Origin of the sequence: Streptomyces noursei ATCC 11455, assembly GCF_001704275.1 — a bacterium.
Taxonomy (GTDB): domain Bacteria; phylum Actinomycetota; class Actinomycetes; order Streptomycetales; family Streptomycetaceae; genus Streptomyces; species Streptomyces noursei.
Genome location: NZ_CP011533.1, coordinates 731,450 through 749,951, shown reverse-complemented (window position 1 = coordinate 749,951; position 18,502 = coordinate 731,450). Strand labels below are relative to the sequence as shown.

The 18,502-nt window shown below is 71.3% G+C and carries 14 protein-coding genes and 2 pseudogenes; 8 read left to right on the top strand and 8 right to left on the bottom strand.

The window, feature by feature from the left end; genetic code table 11:
- Positions 1-35: 35 nt before the first annotated feature.
- Entirely contained in the window at positions 36-941 is a 906-nt protein-coding gene (locus tag SNOUR_RS03255) for a S1 family peptidase (protein ID WP_167739034.1), read from the bottom strand.
- Between the two features lie 286 nt (positions 942-1,227).
- Here SNOUR_RS03255 and SNOUR_RS03250 point away from each other — a divergent pair, with 286 nt between their 5' ends.
- Together SNOUR_RS03250 and SNOUR_RS03245 are read left to right on the top strand one after the other, a co-directional pair.
- Positions 1,228-1,800, top strand: a complete 573-nt coding sequence (locus SNOUR_RS03250) for a TetR/AcrR family transcriptional regulator (protein WP_067343675.1) — start codon at positions 1,228-1,230, stop codon at positions 1,798-1,800.
- Between the two features lie 102 nt (positions 1,801-1,902).
- Positions 1,903-3,069: a GDSL-type esterase/lipase family protein gene (locus tag SNOUR_RS03245; protein WP_067343673.1), complete on the top strand. Its 1,167-nt coding sequence runs from the start codon at positions 1,903-1,905 to the stop codon at positions 3,067-3,069.
- Positions 3,070-3,137: 68 nt separating this feature from the next.
- On the opposite strand, the gene SNOUR_RS03240 is transcribed toward SNOUR_RS03245, so the two are convergent.
- The 4 genes from SNOUR_RS03240 to SNOUR_RS03225 form a co-directional block, all read right to left on the bottom strand.
- Positions 3,138-4,022 (bottom strand): aminoglycoside phosphotransferase family protein, encoded by an 885-nt coding sequence (locus SNOUR_RS03240; protein ID WP_067343672.1) that lies wholly within the window; start codon positions 4,020-4,022, stop codon positions 3,138-3,140.
- Between the two features lie 188 nt (positions 4,023-4,210).
- Complete coding sequence (locus SNOUR_RS03235) at positions 4,211-5,614, bottom strand: histidine-type phosphatase (RefSeq protein ID WP_067343671.1); 1,404 nt, start codon at positions 5,612-5,614, stop codon at positions 4,211-4,213.
- 219 nt (positions 5,615-5,833) lie between these two features.
- Entirely contained in the window at positions 5,834-6,154 is a 321-nt protein-coding gene (locus tag SNOUR_RS03230; RefSeq protein ID WP_067343669.1) for a hypothetical protein, read from the bottom strand.
- Between the two features lie 98 nt (positions 6,155-6,252).
- The gene (locus tag SNOUR_RS03225) at positions 6,253-7,209 is read right to left on the bottom strand and encodes a GlxA family transcriptional regulator (RefSeq protein WP_067343667.1); all 957 of its coding nucleotides are present in this window, start codon (positions 7,207-7,209) and stop codon (positions 6,253-6,255) included.
- A gap of 69 nt (positions 7,210-7,278) precedes the next feature.
- Between SNOUR_RS03225 and SNOUR_RS03220 the strand changes: the two genes are divergently transcribed.
- Entirely contained in the window at positions 7,279-8,229 is a 951-nt protein-coding gene (locus SNOUR_RS03220; protein WP_067343665.1) for an NADP-dependent oxidoreductase, read from the top strand.
- Between the two features lie 103 nt (positions 8,230-8,332).
- A pseudogene (locus tag SNOUR_RS03215) lies at positions 8,333-9,339 on the top strand (NADP-dependent oxidoreductase).
- Between the two features lie 75 nt (positions 9,340-9,414).
- Here the strand turns inward: SNOUR_RS03215 and SNOUR_RS03210 are convergent.
- Positions 9,415-10,977 (bottom strand): cellulase family glycosylhydrolase, encoded by a 1,563-nt coding sequence (locus SNOUR_RS03210; RefSeq protein WP_067343662.1) that lies wholly within the window; start codon positions 10,975-10,977, stop codon positions 9,415-9,417.
- A gap of 446 nt (positions 10,978-11,423) precedes the next feature.
- Between SNOUR_RS03210 and SNOUR_RS03205 the strand changes: the two genes are divergently transcribed.
- Positions 11,424-12,140, top strand: coding sequence for an NADPH-dependent F420 reductase (locus tag SNOUR_RS03205; protein WP_067343661.1), 717 nt, complete (start codon positions 11,424-11,426; stop codon positions 12,138-12,140).
- Between the two features lie 490 nt (positions 12,141-12,630).
- On the opposite strand, the gene SNOUR_RS03200 is transcribed toward SNOUR_RS03205, so the two are convergent.
- Positions 12,631-13,077 carry a TetR/AcrR family transcriptional regulator C-terminal domain-containing protein gene (locus SNOUR_RS03200; RefSeq protein ID WP_312631764.1) on the bottom strand — a complete coding sequence of 149 codons (447 nt, stop codon included), beginning with the start codon at positions 13,075-13,077 and terminating at the stop codon, positions 12,631-12,633.
- 26 nt (positions 13,078-13,103) lie between these two features.
- Between SNOUR_RS03200 and SNOUR_RS03195 the strand changes: the two genes are divergently transcribed.
- The 3 genes and pseudogenes from SNOUR_RS03195 (at position 13,104) to SNOUR_RS03185 (ending at position 14,746) form a co-directional block, all read left to right on the top strand.
- Complete coding sequence (locus SNOUR_RS03195; RefSeq protein WP_312631763.1) at positions 13,104-13,436, top strand: ester cyclase; 333 nt, start codon at positions 13,104-13,106, stop codon at positions 13,434-13,436.
- Positions 13,437-13,561: 125 nt separating this feature from the next.
- A pseudogene (locus SNOUR_RS03190) lies at positions 13,562-13,828 on the top strand (tylosin resistance protein TlrC); the annotation flags it as partial.
- A 159-nt stretch (positions 13,829-13,987) separates the two neighbouring features.
- Entirely contained in the window at positions 13,988-14,746 is a 759-nt protein-coding gene (locus tag SNOUR_RS03185; protein ID WP_067343656.1) for a class I SAM-dependent methyltransferase, read from the top strand.
- 53 nt (positions 14,747-14,799) lie between these two features.
- On the opposite strand, the gene SNOUR_RS03180 is transcribed toward SNOUR_RS03185, so the two are convergent.
- The gene (locus tag SNOUR_RS03180; RefSeq protein ID WP_067343655.1) at positions 14,800-18,339 is read right to left on the bottom strand and encodes a hypothetical protein; all 3,540 of its coding nucleotides are present in this window, start codon (positions 18,337-18,339) and stop codon (positions 14,800-14,802) included.
- Between the last annotated feature and the right edge of the window lie 163 nt (positions 18,340-18,502).

Sequence of the window (18,502 nt, the reverse complement as noted above, 5' to 3'; positions counted from 1 at the left end):
ATGCCGCAGCCCCCACCGCGTGTTTCCGGTCCTCGTTACGTCAGCGCGCCCAGGAGCGCGGGAACGTCGGCGAAACCGGCGTCGGCCGGCTGCCCGCACACCTTGCCCGCGGTCTCACCGGCGAAGCTGAACACACCGGCCAACTCCGGGCCGCGTCGCCCCCAGATGACCAGGGGGCTGCCACTGTCGCCGAAGCACATGGTGGTCCGGCCGCTGGGCACGTCGCGGGCGCAGAACACCGAGGCGTCGTCCACGACGGCGGGCGTCTGGGCCGCACACTGCGCATGGGCGCGGACGGTGAGGTCGCCGCGGCGCAGCACATCGCCGCGGACATCGCGATCCGGGTGGGCCGGGTCCGGTGCGGCCGTCGTGCCGTGGCTGAACAGCGACACGGGGGTGCCGGGGGCCGGCCGGTGCCGGGCGACGGGAAGCGGCCGGACACCGGGCACGGGGGAGCTGAGGCGGATCTCGGCGAGGTCGTAGGCGGCCGAGGACAGCTCGGGTGCCTGGGGGTCGGCGGGGGAGGGCAGCAGCTTGTACTTCGGGTGCAGGGTGACCGCACGGATGTCCCGCACGATGCCCGGGTCCTTCGAGAGCACCGAGGACCCGATGTGCATCTCCGCCTTGCGGAAGTCCGCGCCGTCGAGGCAGTGGGCGGCCGTGAGCACCCGGTCCGGGGCGATGAGTGCCCCGCCGCACGAGGCGCGCTGCAGCAACGGGCCGTCGCCCTTGACCACCAAGGTGGCCAGCCACGGCGCCGCCCCCTTCTGCGGCAGCTGTGTGCCACCTGACATGGCCTGTGCCGGGCCGGCTGTGCCCAGTGCCGCGGTCACACCCACCACGGCCGCGCCGAACGCCACCCCCGCACGTGTACGACGGTCGTGCTTGGCCTTCCGCCGCCGTCCCGCGGTGCCTGCCGCACGCGCCACTCTGTTGGTCATACCGCTCCTGTATCTCTCGTGTGAGGGATCGATCTCTTCTTAACGACCCAACGTAGTGGCGGGAGTTGGCGTTGATCGTCAGACCGTGGTCGCGTCCGCCGTCATCCTGTGGGCTCATCCGCCCCGGCCCACTACGTCAGATTGCTGACGCCGCCCCGGCACCGCCAGGACGGGGCGGGAAGGAGGGCGCCCTGCCTTGATGTACTCCCACACTTGCCTAAAGGTATTAGGCATGTGCATAATCTCTTCAGGCAAGTGAAGGGGCAAGCGAAAGGAAGGGCCGGACATGGCAGCGCGGGTAGGGCTGACCGCCGAGCGCCTGACCCGGGCGGGCGCGGAGCTGGCCGACGAGGTCGGCTTCGAGCAGGTGACCGTCTCGGCGTTGGCCAGGCAGTTCGACGTCAAGGTCGCGAGTCTGTACTCGCACCTGAAGAACTCCCAGGACCTCAAGACCCGGATCGCGCTGCTGGCCCTGGAGGAACTCGCCGACCGGGCCGCCGAAGCCCTGGCCGGTCGCGCCGGCAAGGACGCCCTGGCCGCCTTCGCCAACGTCTACCGCGACTACGCCCGGGAGCACCCCGGCCGGTACACCGCGGCCCGGTTCCGGCTCGACCCGGAGACGGCGGCCGCCAGCGCCGGCGTCCGGCACGCCCAGATGACGCGGGCGATCCTGCGCGGTTACGACCTTGCGGAGCCCGACCAGACCCATGCGGTGCGGCTGCTGGGCAGCGTCTTCCACGGCTACGTCAGCCTGGAGATGGGGGGAGGGTTCAGCCACAGCGCCCCCGACTCACAGGAGTCCTGGTCACGCATCGTGGACGCCCTCGACGCGCTCCTGCGGAACTGGCCCACGCCCTGAACTCCACGGTCCCGGCCCGGCCGGCCGCGCAGCATCGCGCCGCCGCCACCCCGACCACCCCGAAACCGCGACCTCGATCGACCCACTGAGGCGAGGAACACCATGCACGACTGGATCACCACACCCATCACCGCCGACATCCTGCGCGGCGCCCTCGACCTGGAGCGCACCGAGCACGGGCTGCTGCCGCACCGACTGCCGGCCCGGGCCCGCGCCCAGTGCGCCGACGGGCAACTCGCCATGGCGGAGTCCCAACCCTCCGGCGTGCGACTGGTGTTCCGTACCCGGGCAACCGCCGTCGAGCTGGACACACTGCCCACCAAGCGGGTCTACGTCGGCGTACCGCCCCGCCCGGACGGCCGCTACGACCTGCTCGTCGACGGCCGCCTGACCAACCAGGCCAGCGTGACCGGCGGCAACACCCTGACCATCGACATGGCCACCGGGACCGCCCAACACGGGCCCGGGTCGCCAGGCACCCTCCGCTTCACCGACCTGCCCGACGGCGCCAAGACCGTCGAGATCTGGCTGCCGCACAACGAGACCACCGAACTCATCGCCCTGCGCACCGACGCCCCTGTCGAGCCCGCGCCGGACCAGGGCCGCAAGGTGTGGCTGCACCACGGCAGTTCGATCAGCCACGGCTCCGACGCGGCCGGCCCCAGCACCACCTGGCCCGCACTCGCCGCCTCGCTCGGCGGCGTGGAACTGACCAACCTGGGCCTGGGCGGCAGTGCCCTGCTCGACCCGTTCACCGCTCGCGCCCTGCGCGACACCCGGGCCGATCTCATCAGCATCAAGATCGGCATCAATCTGGTCAACGCCGACCTGATGCGGCTGCGTGCCTTCACCCCCGCCGTCCACGGCTTCCTGGACACCATCCGCGAGGGCCACCCCACCACACCGCTGCTGGTCGTCTCGCCCATCCTGTGCCCCATCCACGAAGACACCCCCGGCCCCAGCGCTCCGGATCTCACCGCCCTCGGCGCCGGACAGCTGAGGTTCCGTGCCGCGGGCGATCCGGCGGAGCGCGCGAGCGGGAAGCTGACCCTCGGCGTCATCCGGGACGAACTGCGGCGCATCGTCGAACAGCGAGCAGCCGACGATCCCCACCTGCACTACCTCGACGGACGCGACCTCTACGGCCAGGCCGACTCCGCCGAACTGCCCCTGCCCGACGAACTCCACCCCGACGCCGCGACCCACCGCCGGATCGGCGAACGCTTCGCCGCGTTCGCCTTCACCGCCGACGGCCCTTTCGGCACGTAGCCGGGGCGGTCGCCGGTGGGGGCGTGGCGGCCACCGGCGACCGTCACCGGGTGTGGCGCGGGTGAGTCTCAGCTCTCGGCCAGCACTTCGCGGATCACGTGCCTGGCGTTGTGCGCCATCGCCGGGTTCGTGTCGCGGTAGTAGGGCAGCGCGATCAGGGCCTGGGAGAGCGTCCGGGCCCGGCCGCGCCGCCAGGTCGCGTCGTCCACGGCGAGCCTCGCGCGGAAGACCTCACGGGCGTGGGCGGGCAGCAGATTCCAGGCCGGGAACAGGTCGCAGGCCGGATCGCCCACCCCCAGGCACCCGAAGTCGATCACCGAGGTCAGCCTGCCACCGTCCACCAGCAGATTGCCCGGCATCAGATCGGCATGCAGCCACACCGGTGGCCCCGCCCACTCCGGGGCTCGCAGCGCGTCCTCCCACACGGCGGCCACGGCATCGCAGTCGATCGCCTCCTGCGGGAGCCCGCGCAGCGCGTCGATCGCCTTCCGGGTCGCCGCGTCCAGAGAGGCGATCGCCCCTCCGCGGTGCGCGGCCGGAGCCCCGGGCAGGGTGAGGCTCCGCATCGCCGCCACGAACCCGGCCAGATCCTCGGCCAACCCCACGGGCTCGCTCAACGCCCCGGCCCGGGGATTCTCCCCCGCCAACCACCGCAACACCGACCACCGCCACGGATACCCCTCGGCGGGCCGCCCGGCCCCGAGCACCTCGGGGACGGCCCAGGGCAGCCCGGCCGCGAGCCGCGGCAGCCACTCCTGCTCCAGGGCGACGTCCTTCGCCCCGCCCTCCACGAACGGCAGCCGCACGACCATGTCGTCGCCTAGCCGGTACATGGCATTGACCGTGCCGCCGGACCGGATCCGCACCACCGACAGCCCCGCCCACCGCGGGAACTGACGGTCAATCAGCCGCCGCACGAGGTCTTCGTCGACGGGGTGCATGCCCGCATGCATGGCGGGTTGCCTGTCCGGATGCCCGTCCGGACGTGTCTCCGCCCGCTCGCCCGGACGTCTCTGCCCTGTACTCATGGTGCGCCATCCGATCGCCGGACGCCGACCGGCGTCAATCGCTTTTCCCGACCGCCGGCTCCGGCTCCGTCCCGGAACCGCCCGACGATTGCCCAGTCCGGTCAGCTGACGGTTCAGGTGGCCGTTCGGCCGAAGCAGCGCTCCAACTCCTGCACGTCGTAGAAGAAGCTGTCCTTGGCGATGGGCCGGCAGCCCGCCTTGAAGGAGGTCTCCTTCTCGTTGTAGAGCATGCGCACGAGGTAGGTGCCGCCCTTGCGGAACACGTCCCACTGGATGTTCGTGGCCATGGGAGCCACGGACGCGCCGCGCCAGGGGTTGTCGGCGTAGGTGTAGGGCTCCCGGGGCGCGGCAGGCACGGTGCTGCCGGGAAGGCCCATCAGCGCGGCGAGCGGGATGATTTCCTCGGCATGGGTGAAGCGCAGTTCGGCGCCCAGTTTGCCGGTGCCGTCCCGCTTGGCCTCGACCTGCTTGAAGAAGTCGTCGAGTAGGACATCGGCCATCTTGTAGGTGATGTCGCTGTCGGCGAAGCTGGGGCCCTTCTCGTAGAACTCCTCGGCGTCGTTCAGGTACCCGAACCACTCGGCGTCGCGTGGCGCGAGGTACCGGTCCAGGTGCCAGCCGCGGCCGTTCGGGCTCTCCGCGCGCATCGCCGGGGCGATGCCGTAGAGGTTGTAGACGGCCTTCGCGGCGGTGACGTCGTCGCCGACGGAGGGGAACTCCCCGTCCACGACGCGCTGCACGAAGGCCGGCTTGAAGATCTTCTCCAGTACGCGGCGGGCGGCGGCGCGGGTGGCGGGCCGGTCGGTGAGGTCCTTGAGGGTGCTCGCCAGGCGCTGGTCGTCGGCGAGCCACTTCCGGTAGGCGGCGCCGCCGGCCGACTTGTGGAAGTAGAGCAGGTCCTTGTCCGTACGGGCGGGCCCGACCAGCGGCTTCAGTGCCGGATCGGCCTGGGTGAGCGCGTCGGTGAAGACGCTTCCGCTGTCGACGGCGCGTCCTTGCCCGGAGCTGACGACATCGATCGACTCGCCGTTCTTGACGATCGTGTCGAGCAGTTGCGGCAGCCGTTGCGCCATCCGCACGGCCGTGTCGTGGAGTTCCTGCTTGCCGCGGCCGCTGAGATTGCCGTATCCCACCTTGCCCATGGCGGCGAGCAGGGCGCGCACGTCCGGCCCGAAGTCCTTGCCGAGGCGCGTGAGCTGGCCCTCCTCGCGAGCGCGGTCCCACAACGTGAGGAGGAGGTCGCCGTCGTCGCTGTCGCCGGCGGCCCGGGAACCGTGCCGGGAGACGTTCTCGGTGAACACGGGCACGAAGCCCCTGGGCGCGCGCTGATAGGTCCGCGGATTCTGCCCGGGCTCGTACGACACCTTGGTGCTGTAGCTGTAGCTGTAGCTGCGGCCGGGGTTGTTGTCGTGGGGGAGACGGGTGTGTGCGTCAGCGGTGGGCGCGGCATGGGCCGGCACGGAGCCGACGAGCAACGTCCAGGACGCGACGAGGACTGCGGGGGCGATACGTCTCATGAACCCATGATTTTGCCCTGAGGTGAATGCGGGGTGGCCGTGGGGTGGCTCTGCGGCACTCGGCGCCGCCGTGACCAACCATGCGGCGGAGCCGGGGAGTTCCGCCCGGACGCCCGTCGCACAATGCCGAACGCACCGCCCGGTTCGCCGTACGGCGACGCCGTGACCGGCGATCTGGACGGTGCGTTCGGCGCTGGTGCACCGCCTCGCGACGATGCCCTACCGCGGGTTGAAGACGACGCTGGAGAAGTGCGTGCCGGACGGCGCGGACTTGCCCGGGGCGAGGCGCGTCACCCGCCCGTCGCAGTGCTTGCCGCTGTAGACGGCGACGGTCTGCTTCGTCGAGTTGTGCGGGGCGCGTGCCTCCTGGCTCATGGTGAGGCACTTGCTGTTCGGCGGGTTCTGGATGAAGTACGGCCGGCCCTTGGGCCCCACCCATCCGAACTTCCCGGTAGCGGCGAGCGCCGTACCGGCGGGGAGGGCCAGGGCCAGGACAATGCTGCCAAGACCGATGGTAATCGGGTGGAACAGGCGCATCATGTGCCTTTCATGAGCAGAGGTAACGAATGGCACCCGGACCAACGGCTGAGCCGGAGGGAAGGAAACGGCCTGCGCGGACCGGACGACCTGACGAGGCGTCAGGCGACCGCCCTGCCGTCCACGGTCACCCGGAACGTCCGTCGGTAGGCCAGCGGGGCGACGCCGAGGGCGGCATGGAAGTGCTGGCGAAGGGAGGTTCCCGTCGCGAAGCCCACCCGGCCCGCGATGTGGTCGACGGACAGATCGCTCGACTCCAACAGGTGCCTGGCGCGCGCCACCCGCTGGGCGATGAGCCAGCGGCCGGGGCTCATGCCCACCTCGTTGCTGAACTTGCGGGCGAAGGTGCGCCGACTCATCCTGGCGTGCTCGGCGAGCTCGGCCAACGTCAGGGGCAGATGCAGATTCTCCAGTGCCCACTGCCGGGTCGGGGCCGTGCCCGTCGTGGCGGCGTCGGGCACGGGCTGTTCGATGTACTGCGCCTGACCGCCATCGCGCCAAGGCGGTACCACGCAGCTCCGGGCCACCCGGTTGGCCACCTCGCTGCCGTGGTCCGCCCGCACGACGTGCAGGCACACATCCACTCCGGAGGCCGCCCCGGCCGAGGTCAGGATGTCCCCGTCGTCGACGAACAGTACTTCCGGATCGAGCGCCACCCGGGGGAACCGCTCGCGGAAGATCTCGGCCAACTGCCAATGGGTGGTCGCCGGGCGGCCGTCCAGCAGACCGGCCGCGGCGAGCACGAACGCGCCGGTGCAGATCGACACGATCCGGGTGCCCGGCCGGATCAGCGCCAGTGCGTCGGCGACCTGCGGGGGGAGTGGCGTGGTGCTCAGTGCGAGGTCGCAGGGCGGGATCACCACGGTGTCCGCGGTGCGCAACGCCTGTGGGCCGTGCTCGACCGTGATCGTGAAATCGGCGCAGGTCCGCACCGGACCGCCGTCCGCCGAGCAGGTCAGCACCTCGTAGCGGTCCCCGGCATTGCCGAAGATCCGCTTGGGGATGCCGAGTTCGAACGGGTAGACGCCGTCCAGGGCCAGGACCACCACACGATGCATGGCACGATCCTATCGGATATTGGCTATCAGGCCATTTCGTTCGCGGGCGGGCGACGGCAGCCTGGGATCATGAACTCAGCACCCACCATGCGCGCGATCAGCCAGGACGTCCTGGGCGGACCGGAAGTCCTGCGGGAGGTCGAGCTGCCCCGCCCGGAACCGGGCCCGAGCCAGCTCCTCATCCGCGTCCACGCGGCCGGCATCAACCCGACCGACTGGCTCCACCGCTCCCATCGGCATCTGTTCCTCCCCGAGCCCCCGTTCGTCCTGGGCTGGGACGTCTCCGGAGTGGTCGAGGCGACCGGACCCGGAGTCACCCTGTTCAAGCCCGGTGACGAGGTGTTCGGCATGCTGCCCTACCCGCACGGCCACGGCTCCTTCGCCACCTACGTCGTCGGGCCGACGCGAGCCTTCGCCCGCAAGCCGGCCGGCATCGACCACGTCCAGGCGGGCGCCCTCCCGCTGGCCGCGCTCACCGCGTGGCAGGCGCTCGTGGACACCGCGAACGTCCAGCCCGGCCAACGGGTCCTGATCCATGCCGCCGCGGGCGGGGTCGGCCACCTGGCCGTGCAGATCGCGAAGTCCCGGGGCGCCCACGTCATCGGCACCGCGAGCGAGGGCAAGCACGCGTTCCTGCGCGGTCTCGGTGCCGACGAACTGATCGACTACCGCACGGTGGACTTCGCCGAAGCCGTCCGCGACGTCGACGTCGTACTGGACGCCATGGGCGGCGAATACGGCAACCGGTCCCTGGCCACCCTGCGCCTCGGCGGCCTGTTGGTCACCATCAAGTTCAGGGGGCAGGAGCTGCATGCCGAGGCGGCCCGGCGCGGGGTACGGGTCGAGGCGCTCCTGGTCGAGGCCGACCATGCGGGCATGACCGCGATCGCCGATCTCGCCGCCACGGGCAAGCTGGTGGCGCACATCGCCGGGACGTTCCCGCTCGCCGAGGCGGCCGCCGCGCACGCACTCGGGGAAACCGGCCGCACCACCGGCAAACTGGTGATCACGACGACCTGATCACCCGCGCGTACGGCGCTGCGCGACCGCGGCACGGCCGCGGTCGACCTGCCCCGAGGTCGAGGGTGATCGCGGACAACGACCACGCGGAGGGCGGCGCCGTATGACATACACCGCGCAGGAATGGCAGCTGAGCAGCCGACCGGAGGGGCGCCCGGAGCCTGCGGACTTCCGGCTCGTCGAGCGGGAGTTGCCGGCTCCGGACGAGGGCGAGGTGCTGGTCCGCAACAGCTTTCTCTCCGTCGACCCCTACATGCGGTACTGATGGGCACCGCGCAACCCGGCGTGCCCGTCTACCCGTTGAACCGGCCGATGACGGGCGGAGCGGTCGGCGTGGTCGTCGCCTCGCGGGCGCCCGGCCTGGCCCCCGGCGACCTGGTGCTCAGCGACCTCGGCTGGCGCACCGCCGCGGTCGCCCCGGCCCGACGCCTCACCCGCCTGGAACGCGTGCGCGGCGTGCCCGACTCCGCGTTCCTCGGCGTCTTGGGGATGACCGGGCTCAGTGCCTACGTCGGACTCACCAGGATTGCCCAACTGGAGCCTGGTGACCGGGTGTTCATCTCCGGTGCGGCCGGCGCGGTGGGCAGTCTGGCCGGTCAGATGGCCCGGCTGCTCGGGGCGAAGGAGGTCATCGGCAGCGCCGGATCCGAGGAGAAGGTGGCGTACCTGACCACCGAACTGGGCTTCAGCACCGCCTTCGACTACAAGGCCGGCGACGTGCGCACCCAACTCGCACAGGCCGCCCCGGAGGGCATCGAGGTGTACTTCGACAACGTGGGAGGCGACCACCTGGAGGCCGCCATCGACGCCCTCAACTTGGACGGTCGGGCTGCCCTGTGCGGCGCCATCTCCGGATACCACCTCAGCGAGCCACCTCCGGGGCCGCGCAACATGATCGAACTGGTGAAGAAACGGCTCACCCTCCGCGGCTTCGAGGTCGGCGACCACAGGGACCTCCACCCGCGCTTCGCCCGGCAGATGGCCTCCTGGCTGGCCGAAGGGCAGATCACCTTCCGCGAGACCGTCGAACACGGCATCACGGGCGCGGTCGACGCCTTCCTCGGCCTGCTGGACGGCCGCAACACCGGAAAGGCCGTGGTACAGCTCTGAGCGCGGGCCGCGCTGCGGCCACGCCGTCACCAAGAGACGGGGCCGCTGCCGTCGGCGCACCCTCCGCTCAGCGCCCTATCGGGCGGTCACCGTCGCGCGTACCGCGGCCCCCGGCCGTGCCGTCGGCAGCAGCAGTCCGGCCCGGCCGGGGCCGCCGGCGCCCACCACCACCGCCGGGCCACCGCCCGTGACGGACACCCGGGCACCGCGGGGAAAGGCCGTCGCGGGGAGCGACAGCACCGTCCAGGCATGCCGAGTGGTGCGGTCCGCGGTCATGGTGAGCGTGTAGGTCCGGGTGGTGGGGGCGTAGCTCTCGGAGTCCGGGATGCCGGCCACCGCAGGGGCGTACGGGGCGAAGGCCGGCTCCTTGCCGGGGGCGGGGCCGCCGCTGCGGTCGTAGGCGCAGTAGCCGCCGCCGTTGTCGGCGCGGCAGTCATACCACAGGGCCCAGCCCGCGGCGAAGCGGTCCATGGACGCCACTTGACGCTGCATCAGCTGTGCGTTGCCGGGGGTGGTGGCCTGCGGCGGACCCCATTCGCCGACCAGCACCGGCAGCCGGTTGGTGCTGGGGTAGTCGGCTACGGCGGCTTCGTAGCGCTCGATGAAGCGGGAGGACGGGTCCCAGTCGGCGCCCGATTCGACGGCGGTGTCGTAGTAGTGCGGGGCATAGCCGAGCCGGTCCGCCCCGGGCCGTGGGTCGTCGAAGGCGGGCAGGCTGGTGGGAACGCCCTGGCCGATCAGGACGGTGGGTTCGAGGAAGAGCCAGGCATCGCGGTCGCTGGAGCGGACGGCGTGGATAAGCCGCCGGTACATGTCCGCCAAGCGGCCTCGCTCCAGGGCGGCGGAGGCGTCGATCTGGTCCTGGGGGTCGGCCGGGTCGCCGGGCACCGGCCCGAACGGTTCGTTGAACAGGTCGTAGCCCAGCAGGGAACGGTGTCCGCGCAGCACCTCGGCGACCTTGGCGTAGGCGGCCCCCTGCGCGGCGCGCAGGTCGGCGTCGTCGTACAGATGGCTGAAGGCGGCCTGAACGGCGGGCTGGAAGTAGTCCGCGAACCAGTCGTCGGGGTTGGGCTCGAAGGGCAGGCCGTCCGTGCGGGTGGCCCAGCCGGGGATGCCGTTGTGGCCGAACGCCGGGCCGTAGACGTCCTGATGCCAGTCGATCAGGACCAGCACCCGGTAGCGGTCGGCCCAGTCCAGGATGTGGTCGAGGTAGCGCAGATAGCCGGTGTCGTAGCGCCCTCGGTGCGGTTCGACCTTCTCCCACTGGATGTTGAGCCGCACCAGGTCGAAACCGTCGCGTGCCAGATGGGCGATGTGCTCCTCGGTCACCGTGTCGGTCTTGCCGAGGTTGAGCCCGCGCAGTCGCAGGACCCGGCCCTGCCGGTCGGCGAAGAGCGTACGGCCGTCGGGCGCGGTGACGGTGCCGGTGGGCACGGGCCAGGCGGCTGCCGCACCGGGCCGGGAGCCCGACGGTTGCCCAGTCCGGAGGGCGGCAGCCGAGCCGAGCCCGGCGGTCGCCCCTGCCGCCGGCCCCGCCGCTCCCGCCACTTCCCGCCCGACGGCGGGACTGGGAGCAGGGGCGACACACACCAGGGCCACGCCGAGGACGACGGTCGTGGCGACGCGGCGTAGACGCATGGCGGCCTCCAATGGCTGCGACCGTGCCCTGTGGGTGTGGCCGTGGCTGTCTGGGACTCGGCGATCGGGCGGTCGATGGCGGTGGGTCGGCAGGTCGCTGGGATTCTGCGCCAGGGAAGGCACAGACGGAAGACCTATGACGGAGGTGTGCCGCGCGGCCCGGTGGAAGGACGGCGCCGCCCCGGTACGGCCGGATGCCCGTGCACCCCCGCCGACGCCGGGTGCACCAGCGGGGCGCGTGAGAATCCGCCGTCCCCGCTGCTCGGACACGCCGATGCGCCGGCTGCCCGGGTGAAAGAGGACGTTCACGGCTCGCGGCGGCCACCGCGGGAACGAGCAGTGATCAAGATGGCGACGTGTTCCACGGCCGGCAGCCCTGGGACGAAGGGCGTCCGCAACCGGTCCGAGCACGGCTTCGCCCCCGAGATCGAAACGGAAGGTTCGCCATGAAGATCGCAGTTCTCGGCACCGGCGGCGGTGGCCGCGCGCACGCCGCCAAACTCGCCGAACTCGGCCACGACGTGTTCGTCGGCACCCGCGACCCGGAGGCCACCCTGGCCCGCAGCGAGCCGGACATGATGGGCAACCCGCCCTACAAGCAGTTCCTCGCCGACCACCCCGGCCTCACCCTGCTGCCTTTCGGCGCGGCCGCGGCCGCGGCCGAACTGGTCATCAACGGCATCGACGGACACAACGCCGTCGCCACGCTCACCGCCAGCGCCGACCAACTGACCCGCAAGACCCTGATCGACTACGCCGTGCCCTTCGTCTACCAGCACCGGAGCGAGCATCCCTGGCCCACCCCATGGGGCGTCATGCCGAAGCTCGACCCGTGCGACACCGACAGCCTCGGCGAGCAGATCCAACGCGCCCTGCCGCAGACCAAGGTCGTCAAGTCATTCGTCACCCAGGAGCAGTCCACCGTGGTCGACCCGCAGGCGATCGGCGGGGGCGACCACACCATGTTCGTCGCCGGCGAGCACGCCGATGCCAAGCAGCAGACCATCGACCTGCTGAAGTCCTACGGGTGGAACGACATCCTCGACCTCGGCCCCCTGGTCTGCGCCCGCGGCATGGAGATGTACGCCCACATGCACTCCGCCATCGGTTTCGGACTCGGCCAGAAGTTCGGCGGCCACTTCGGCATCAAGGTCGTCCGCTGAGGGGGCGCCGACGTTTCCGGGGCTCGGACAGCTCGCGGGCCGGCCATAGGCGCGGCCGGCGCACGCGGGGGGAGCGGGAGCTCGGGCCAAGGCTGCGCGTGCGGGGGAATTTAAGTGATTTCCCGGTCAGCGTACCGGGGTGGGCTGCAGGATGTGGCTGGCGCCGAGGGGCGGCCAGAAAGGTCGAGGATCATGGCGGAACACGACACTGCTCCAGAGGACCATGCCGCCGGCGGTGCGGCGGGGAGTGAAGAGGTGAGCACCACGCCGTTCCACGCGGCTCGGGCCGCTCGTCTCACGACCGCGGTGGCGGCCGCTCACCTCGCCCCGCCCGCCAAGCGGTCTCCCAACAGAGCCGCCAGCGCGAACCCTTGGATCCGGTAAGCGGCGTTCCGTCCCTCCCCAGGTACGCGCGCGAGCAGGTCAACAGGCCGAGCAGCGGAGGGCCTTGAGGGGCCCCGGCGTCGGGCCGGGACCCGGTCGGCGGCGGTCAGTGGCCGAGGCCGGACAACAGGGCATCCAGGGCGAGGTCGAAGCGCGCCTGGTGGTCTGCGGGGGTGCCCAGTCCGGCTTCGACGGCGGCGGCGAGGGTGGGGAAGGTCGCGAGATCGAGCGCGTCGTCCGTGACCTGCTCGGGGTGCCCCGGTGTGGTGGCGGCCTCGGCGAGGCAGTGGCCGATCACGAAGGTGGCCACGGAGTTGACGATCCTCAGTGCCCGGAGCGGTGCGATTCCGGCGCGTCCGAGTGCGGCGGCGGTGTCCTCGACCGCCTTGAGTGCGGCGGGGGACCGGGCGGGGCGGGTGGCGATCAGCACGATCACGCCGGGGTGCCGCAGCAGCTCGTCCCGGAAGGCGGCCGCGAAGGCCCGCAGGTGCTGCGGCCACTCGCCCGCCGGCCCGTCGAATGACGGTCGAACGGTCGCGACCACTCGCTCCACGAGGCCGTCCAGCAGGGCCGGCGGACGTGGTGGACCACAACAAGGTCATCCATGGCGAGCCGGACGAACCCGGCGCCGCCTTCGCCGCGATCGCCACCCAACTCGCGGCACTCGCGCCCTACCGGGCCCGGATCGACGAGCTGATCGCCGAGGGCGACAGGGTCGTCGCCCGCATCACCCAGAGCGGTGTCAGCTCCGGTGCGTACCCCCGCATGCCCGTACCGACCGGCCGCAGCTTCGAGAACGAGGCGATATTCGTCTTCACCGTCGCCGACGGCCGCATCAGTGAGATCCGCGGCGTGTCCGACCGACTGGGGCTGTTCCTCCAACTCGGTTGGGACTGGCCGACCGTCGACTGAACGCCCGTCATGGAGGTGCCCGGTGGGGCGACCGTCCAGGACGCCGTGGACGTGGCACTCGCCGATCTGCGCGATCTCGAAGCGCGGATGCACCGAGCCGAGGCCGAGCTCCAGTGCCTGGCCGGAGCCCGGCTGACGGCCGCACTGGACGCCTCACGCTGTCCGGCGGTGAGCGATCGCGCCTCGCGCCGGCCGCCACGCTGTTGCTGGACGAGCCCACCAACCATCTCTCCCCGGCCCTGGTCGAGGAACTGGAGGGAGCGCTGGCCGCATACCGAGGCGCGGTGGTCGTCGTCACCCAAGACCGCCGTCTGCGCACCCGCTTCTCCGGCACCCGTCTGGAACTGAACACCGGTCGACTCACACAGTGTCAGGAGGCCACAATGTTCTGATCTCCACGGCCAATCCCCGTGCTCCGTAGGGGAAATGCGCCGCGGACGACTTCTGAGTGTCGGAATCCGCCGCGACCGGGCCGGCGAGTGCGGCGCCGGCCACCGGCCGCGGCACAGTCACGGCACGGCCACGGCACCCATCACCAACAAGGAGCCATCTTGACTCACCGTACGTCACATCGACCCGCTGCCCGGCGTCAGGGCAAGTACGGCGTGGACGCCCCCTATGTACCGACGCTGTACGGGGCCGTGGGCATCGGGCTGTTGGCCTGGGGCGTCGTCACCTTTGCCGTGGCCGGTCTGACCCCCGCACCCTGGGCGCTCTTCGCCGGCTGCGCCGCGCTCGTCTGCGCGGGGGTGTACCTGTACACGACCCGCCGCGGCAAGTTCGTGGTCTGGGAGAAGCTCCTGGACCAACTGGCGTTACGCGGGGACGAGCGCGTCCTCGATCTGGGCTGCGGGCGGGGCGCGGTGCTCCTGGCGGCCGCCCGCCGCCTCCCCGACGGCCGGGCGTACGGCGTCGACCTGTGGCGCAGCCAGGACCAGACTGGCAACGACCCGGCCGCCACCGAGCGCAACGCGCGGGCCGAGGGCGTGGCCGACCGGATCGAGCTGCACACCGCCGACATGACGCAACTCCCTTTCGAATGCGATCAGTTCGACGTCGTGGTCAGCAGCCTGGCGCTGCACAACATCTCCGATCGGGCCGGCCGTACCTCGGCGATCGAGGAGGCGGTCCGCGTGCTCCGGCCGGGCGGCCGCCTCGTCCTCGCCGATATCCGCAACACCCGCCAGTACGGCGCTGATCTGCAGCGGCTGGGGATGCGCAGCCTCACCCGTCGTGCCGCGGGAGCCCGGATGTGGTGGAGCGGCCCCTGGATACCGACCGCGGTGGTGTCCGGCACCAAGCCGAGCTGATCGCCCGGGCGGGGCCGGCGGTGCGTACCTGCCGCCGGCCCCGTCGCGGGTCGTCAGCTCTTGACCGGATTGATGGACATCAGTCCGCTGAAGTAGGTGACCGGCACGGTGTCGGTCTTGTTGGTGGTCGTCCCTGTGCTGGTGGACGACGTCTCCGACGAGCTGAGCCCGGCACCGAACGAGATCACCTTGTCGAAGCTGGCGTTGATCTGCCCCGACACCACCTGCTCCAGTCCCTGCTGGCGGATCTGCTGCTCGCTCAGCGTCACCGAGGTGAACTTGACGTCCCGTTGGATCGAGAAGACGTAGCTGCGCTGTCCGGGATCGAGACTGGCGAGCGTCAGCTTGCCGACGAGATGCGTGGTGATCAGGATGCCGGGCGCCGTCCCGACGGTGGCCGGGTTGCCCGCCATGGCGGACGAGTAGATCGAGGGGTAGGCCACCCAGTGGGTGGAGGAGCCGTCGACCACGATGTCCAGCGGTTTGTCCAGGGCGACCTTGCCGTTGAGGATGATGCTGGGCGCCGCCGGCACCACATTGTCCTGGCCGAGGACCGGCTTGCCGTCCTGGAAGATCGCGACGGCGAACCTGCCGCGCTCCCAGTCCGCCTCGCTGGGGCCGAAGCTGACCGGGGCGAAGCTGAAGACGAACGACCGGTTGCCGGAGCCGATCGGCACGGGTGGCCGGGGCGTGGGGTGCGGCGCGGGAGCGGGCGGCTTCGGAGCGCCGGGGCCGCCGTCACCCGTGCCGGGTTGCGTACCGGGACCCGGGGCACCCGGGGTGCCGCCCGTACCGGGGGGCGTTCCGCCGGTGCCCGGGGACGTGGTGCCTCCGGTTCCGGTGCCACCGCCGGGCGTACCGCCGCCCGGGGTACCCGCGCCGCCGGACGGAGCGCCGGGGCCGGTACCCGTTCCGGTGCCGGGAGCGCCCGTACCCGCCCCGCCGCCTGGCGTCGAGCCGGTGCCGGGCGTGCCGGAAGTACCGGGCGTGCCGGGGTTCTTGCCCGCCAGGCCGGCCGCGTTGCTCGCGAGCGAGGTCAGCAGCGCGGCGACCTCCTTCTGCATCGACTCGTCGCGGAAGATGTCGCCCTTGCCGAGGAGTTGCAGAGCCGCCGCCATCCCCACCGGGTCCGGGGCCTGCGGCGGCTGGACGATGGTCACCGCCGAGGCGGGCAGCCCCGAGGGCGTGGTGGAGACGACCACCTCGCGGCTCGCCGTGGACACCGGGGCGATCTGTGGGGCGCTGTCCGGATCCGGCGACTTCTGCCAGTCCCAGAACCGGGTGTTGTCGATGACCTCGGCGGAGTTGCAGTGGCCGAGCTTGGCCTCGGCGAAGATCCCACGGGTGGGCAGGCTGATCAGTTGTTCACTGCGGGCGGGATCCACCTTCGGAAGGCGTACCCGTCCCTCGCCCGAGCCGTCGAACAGGGCGGGATCGAGCGGGAAGGCCGTGGCGTCCCCGAGTACCTCCACGGCGCGGTTCTCGACGGCCTGGAACAGCGGGCGTGTGGTGCCGCCGACGGTGAGACTGCTGCCCGCCAGCTCCGTCCACCGGGCGTTGGGGTCCTCGCCGAGCCGGATCAGCCGGTAGTAGTGCTCGCGGTTCTGCACCAGATGCCGGCGCAGCCGGATCCGGAGCAGGTTCTCCTCGTCGCCGAGCCGTTGGAACGGGGTCGGCGCCGGCGCCGGCTCCGGTGCCTGGCGGACCGCCAGGGCCCAGGTCGTGGACGGCTTCTGGAACAGTTTGCCGCTGGGCTCGTCCACCAGGAGGTGGGTGTTGCCCGCGGTGTCCACGGCCGTGACGACCAGGTGCTCCACGGCGACGTCGTCGTTGCGGCCCTCGGTGTAGGGCGGCGTGAGGGTCACCGAAATCGTCCGCAGATCACGCCAGTTGACGCGCTCGTCGGAGCGGGGCACCCCGGCGAGATCGACCATGGCGTGGGTGTGCTGGAAGTCGCCGGGGTTCTGCAGGTGGGTCGGGTCGGGGTCCCAGTCACTGTGCTGCGGACGGACCAGGTACGTGACCCTCTGACCGCCGTCCGGCGCCCGCTGGGTCAGGGCGACCGTCGTGGGCACCCGGTCCTGGAAATTGGACAGATCACCGATGGTGAAGCGGAACTGGAAGAGGATGAACTCGACGCTGCCCGGGTCGGGCGGAACCGGCACCTCGGGCTGCAGCTCCTGCCAGGCGGCGTACTTCTCCACCGCGTCGAATCCGCCGGCCAGCTGCGGGTCGAGCAGCCCGGCCTGAAGGAGGCGGCGGTAGCGGACGATGACCAGTTCGTCGTCGAGGTTCGGGGACGCGGCGGGCAGCAGGACGGCCGGACGGACCGTGCCGCGCTCGACGAGCACCCGGAAGTGCCGCAGCACCTCGTAATAGAGCAGCGTCATCGCATGCGCGTGATTGTGGTTGCGCACGGTCCTGGTCTGGGCGGTGGAGTGCTCCGCCTGGCGGGACTGCACGACGACCGTGCTGCGCATGTCGCGCACGGAGGTGGAGTGCTGGCGGATCTGGTCGTGCAGGTTCTGCACGGTGTCCGCCGACACGCTGCGGTCGCCGGTCGTGGTGGCGTAGCCGCCGCCGATCGCGGCGGACCCGCCGAACATGCCCATCGACGCCGCCCCGGCCACGCCGGCCATCACCGACCCACCGCGCTGCCACTCGTTGACGGCGCCCTTGACCACCTCGTCGACCGTCCGGTCGCGGGTGAGCGCGTGCTCCAGGTCATCGGTGAGCGCGATGTCCTCCAGCCGACTGTCCGTCGAGGTGCGCGACCAGTCCACCACCGCGAGCTGCACCTGTTCGCCCGGCGCCAGCGGAAGGCTGTAGGTCACCTGGCCGAGCCCGTGCCCCACCGGAATCCAGGTGACGTCGTAGCTGATCACCAGGGCGATCGGCACCGGAACACCGGTCGAGTCGGTGCCGACGCGGTCCCCGGCCGCGGACGCGTACTGCGCGCCGTAGTCCAGGTTGGCCAGGAGATGCGGGACGGTCACGATCTGGTGCACCTGGTACTGCTGGGTGGCCACATTGGAGGGCAGCAGGGTCTCGCAGCCGCCCTGACCGATGAGTTCGGCCGGTACGTAGGCGAAGGAGCCCGGCGAGAGGTACCAGTCCAGGAGAGAGGGTGACTGCATGGCGGGGAAGCCGGTGGCGGAGCCGGTGAAGACTCCGCCCCGGTCCACGCCGAGCCGCAGGACCAGTGCCTGCGCCCGTTCGTCGGCCTCGGCCAGGACGTCCACCGCGCTCTGCAGCGGACCGCCCAGGTACAGCCACACATGGGCGAGCCGGACCTCGGCGGTGGAGCCGTCGGGCCGCTCGGCCAGTTGCAGGGCCTGCCGCCACAGTGGCGCCAGGTCCCACGAGAGGTACCCGGCGTGGTCACTGCCGAGCAGTCCCAACGGGATACGGACCGGATTCCCGGTACCGGCAGCGATCCCCACGTCGCTGCCCGAACCCCCGTCGGTGACGGTCAGTTGGGCTTCGAGGAAGGCCAACGCCCCGGATACGGGGCCGCCGGTCCTGTTGTCGGAGAGAAACACACAGCAGCGCGCAGGGCTGCCGGTGTCGTCGGTCGGAAGTGCGATGTCCATGGTTCCCCCCATCGACGTCGCGCCTGAGCAAGAGGGCCGTAGCGGCGTCGGTCAGGCGACGAGAGGAAGGTAACGCAAGGAGGCTCGATCAACTCTCGAACTTCTTGTGGAGCATTTGGAGAGGGCGTGCAGTCCGTGACCGGGTTGCGTAGAAACAACAGGC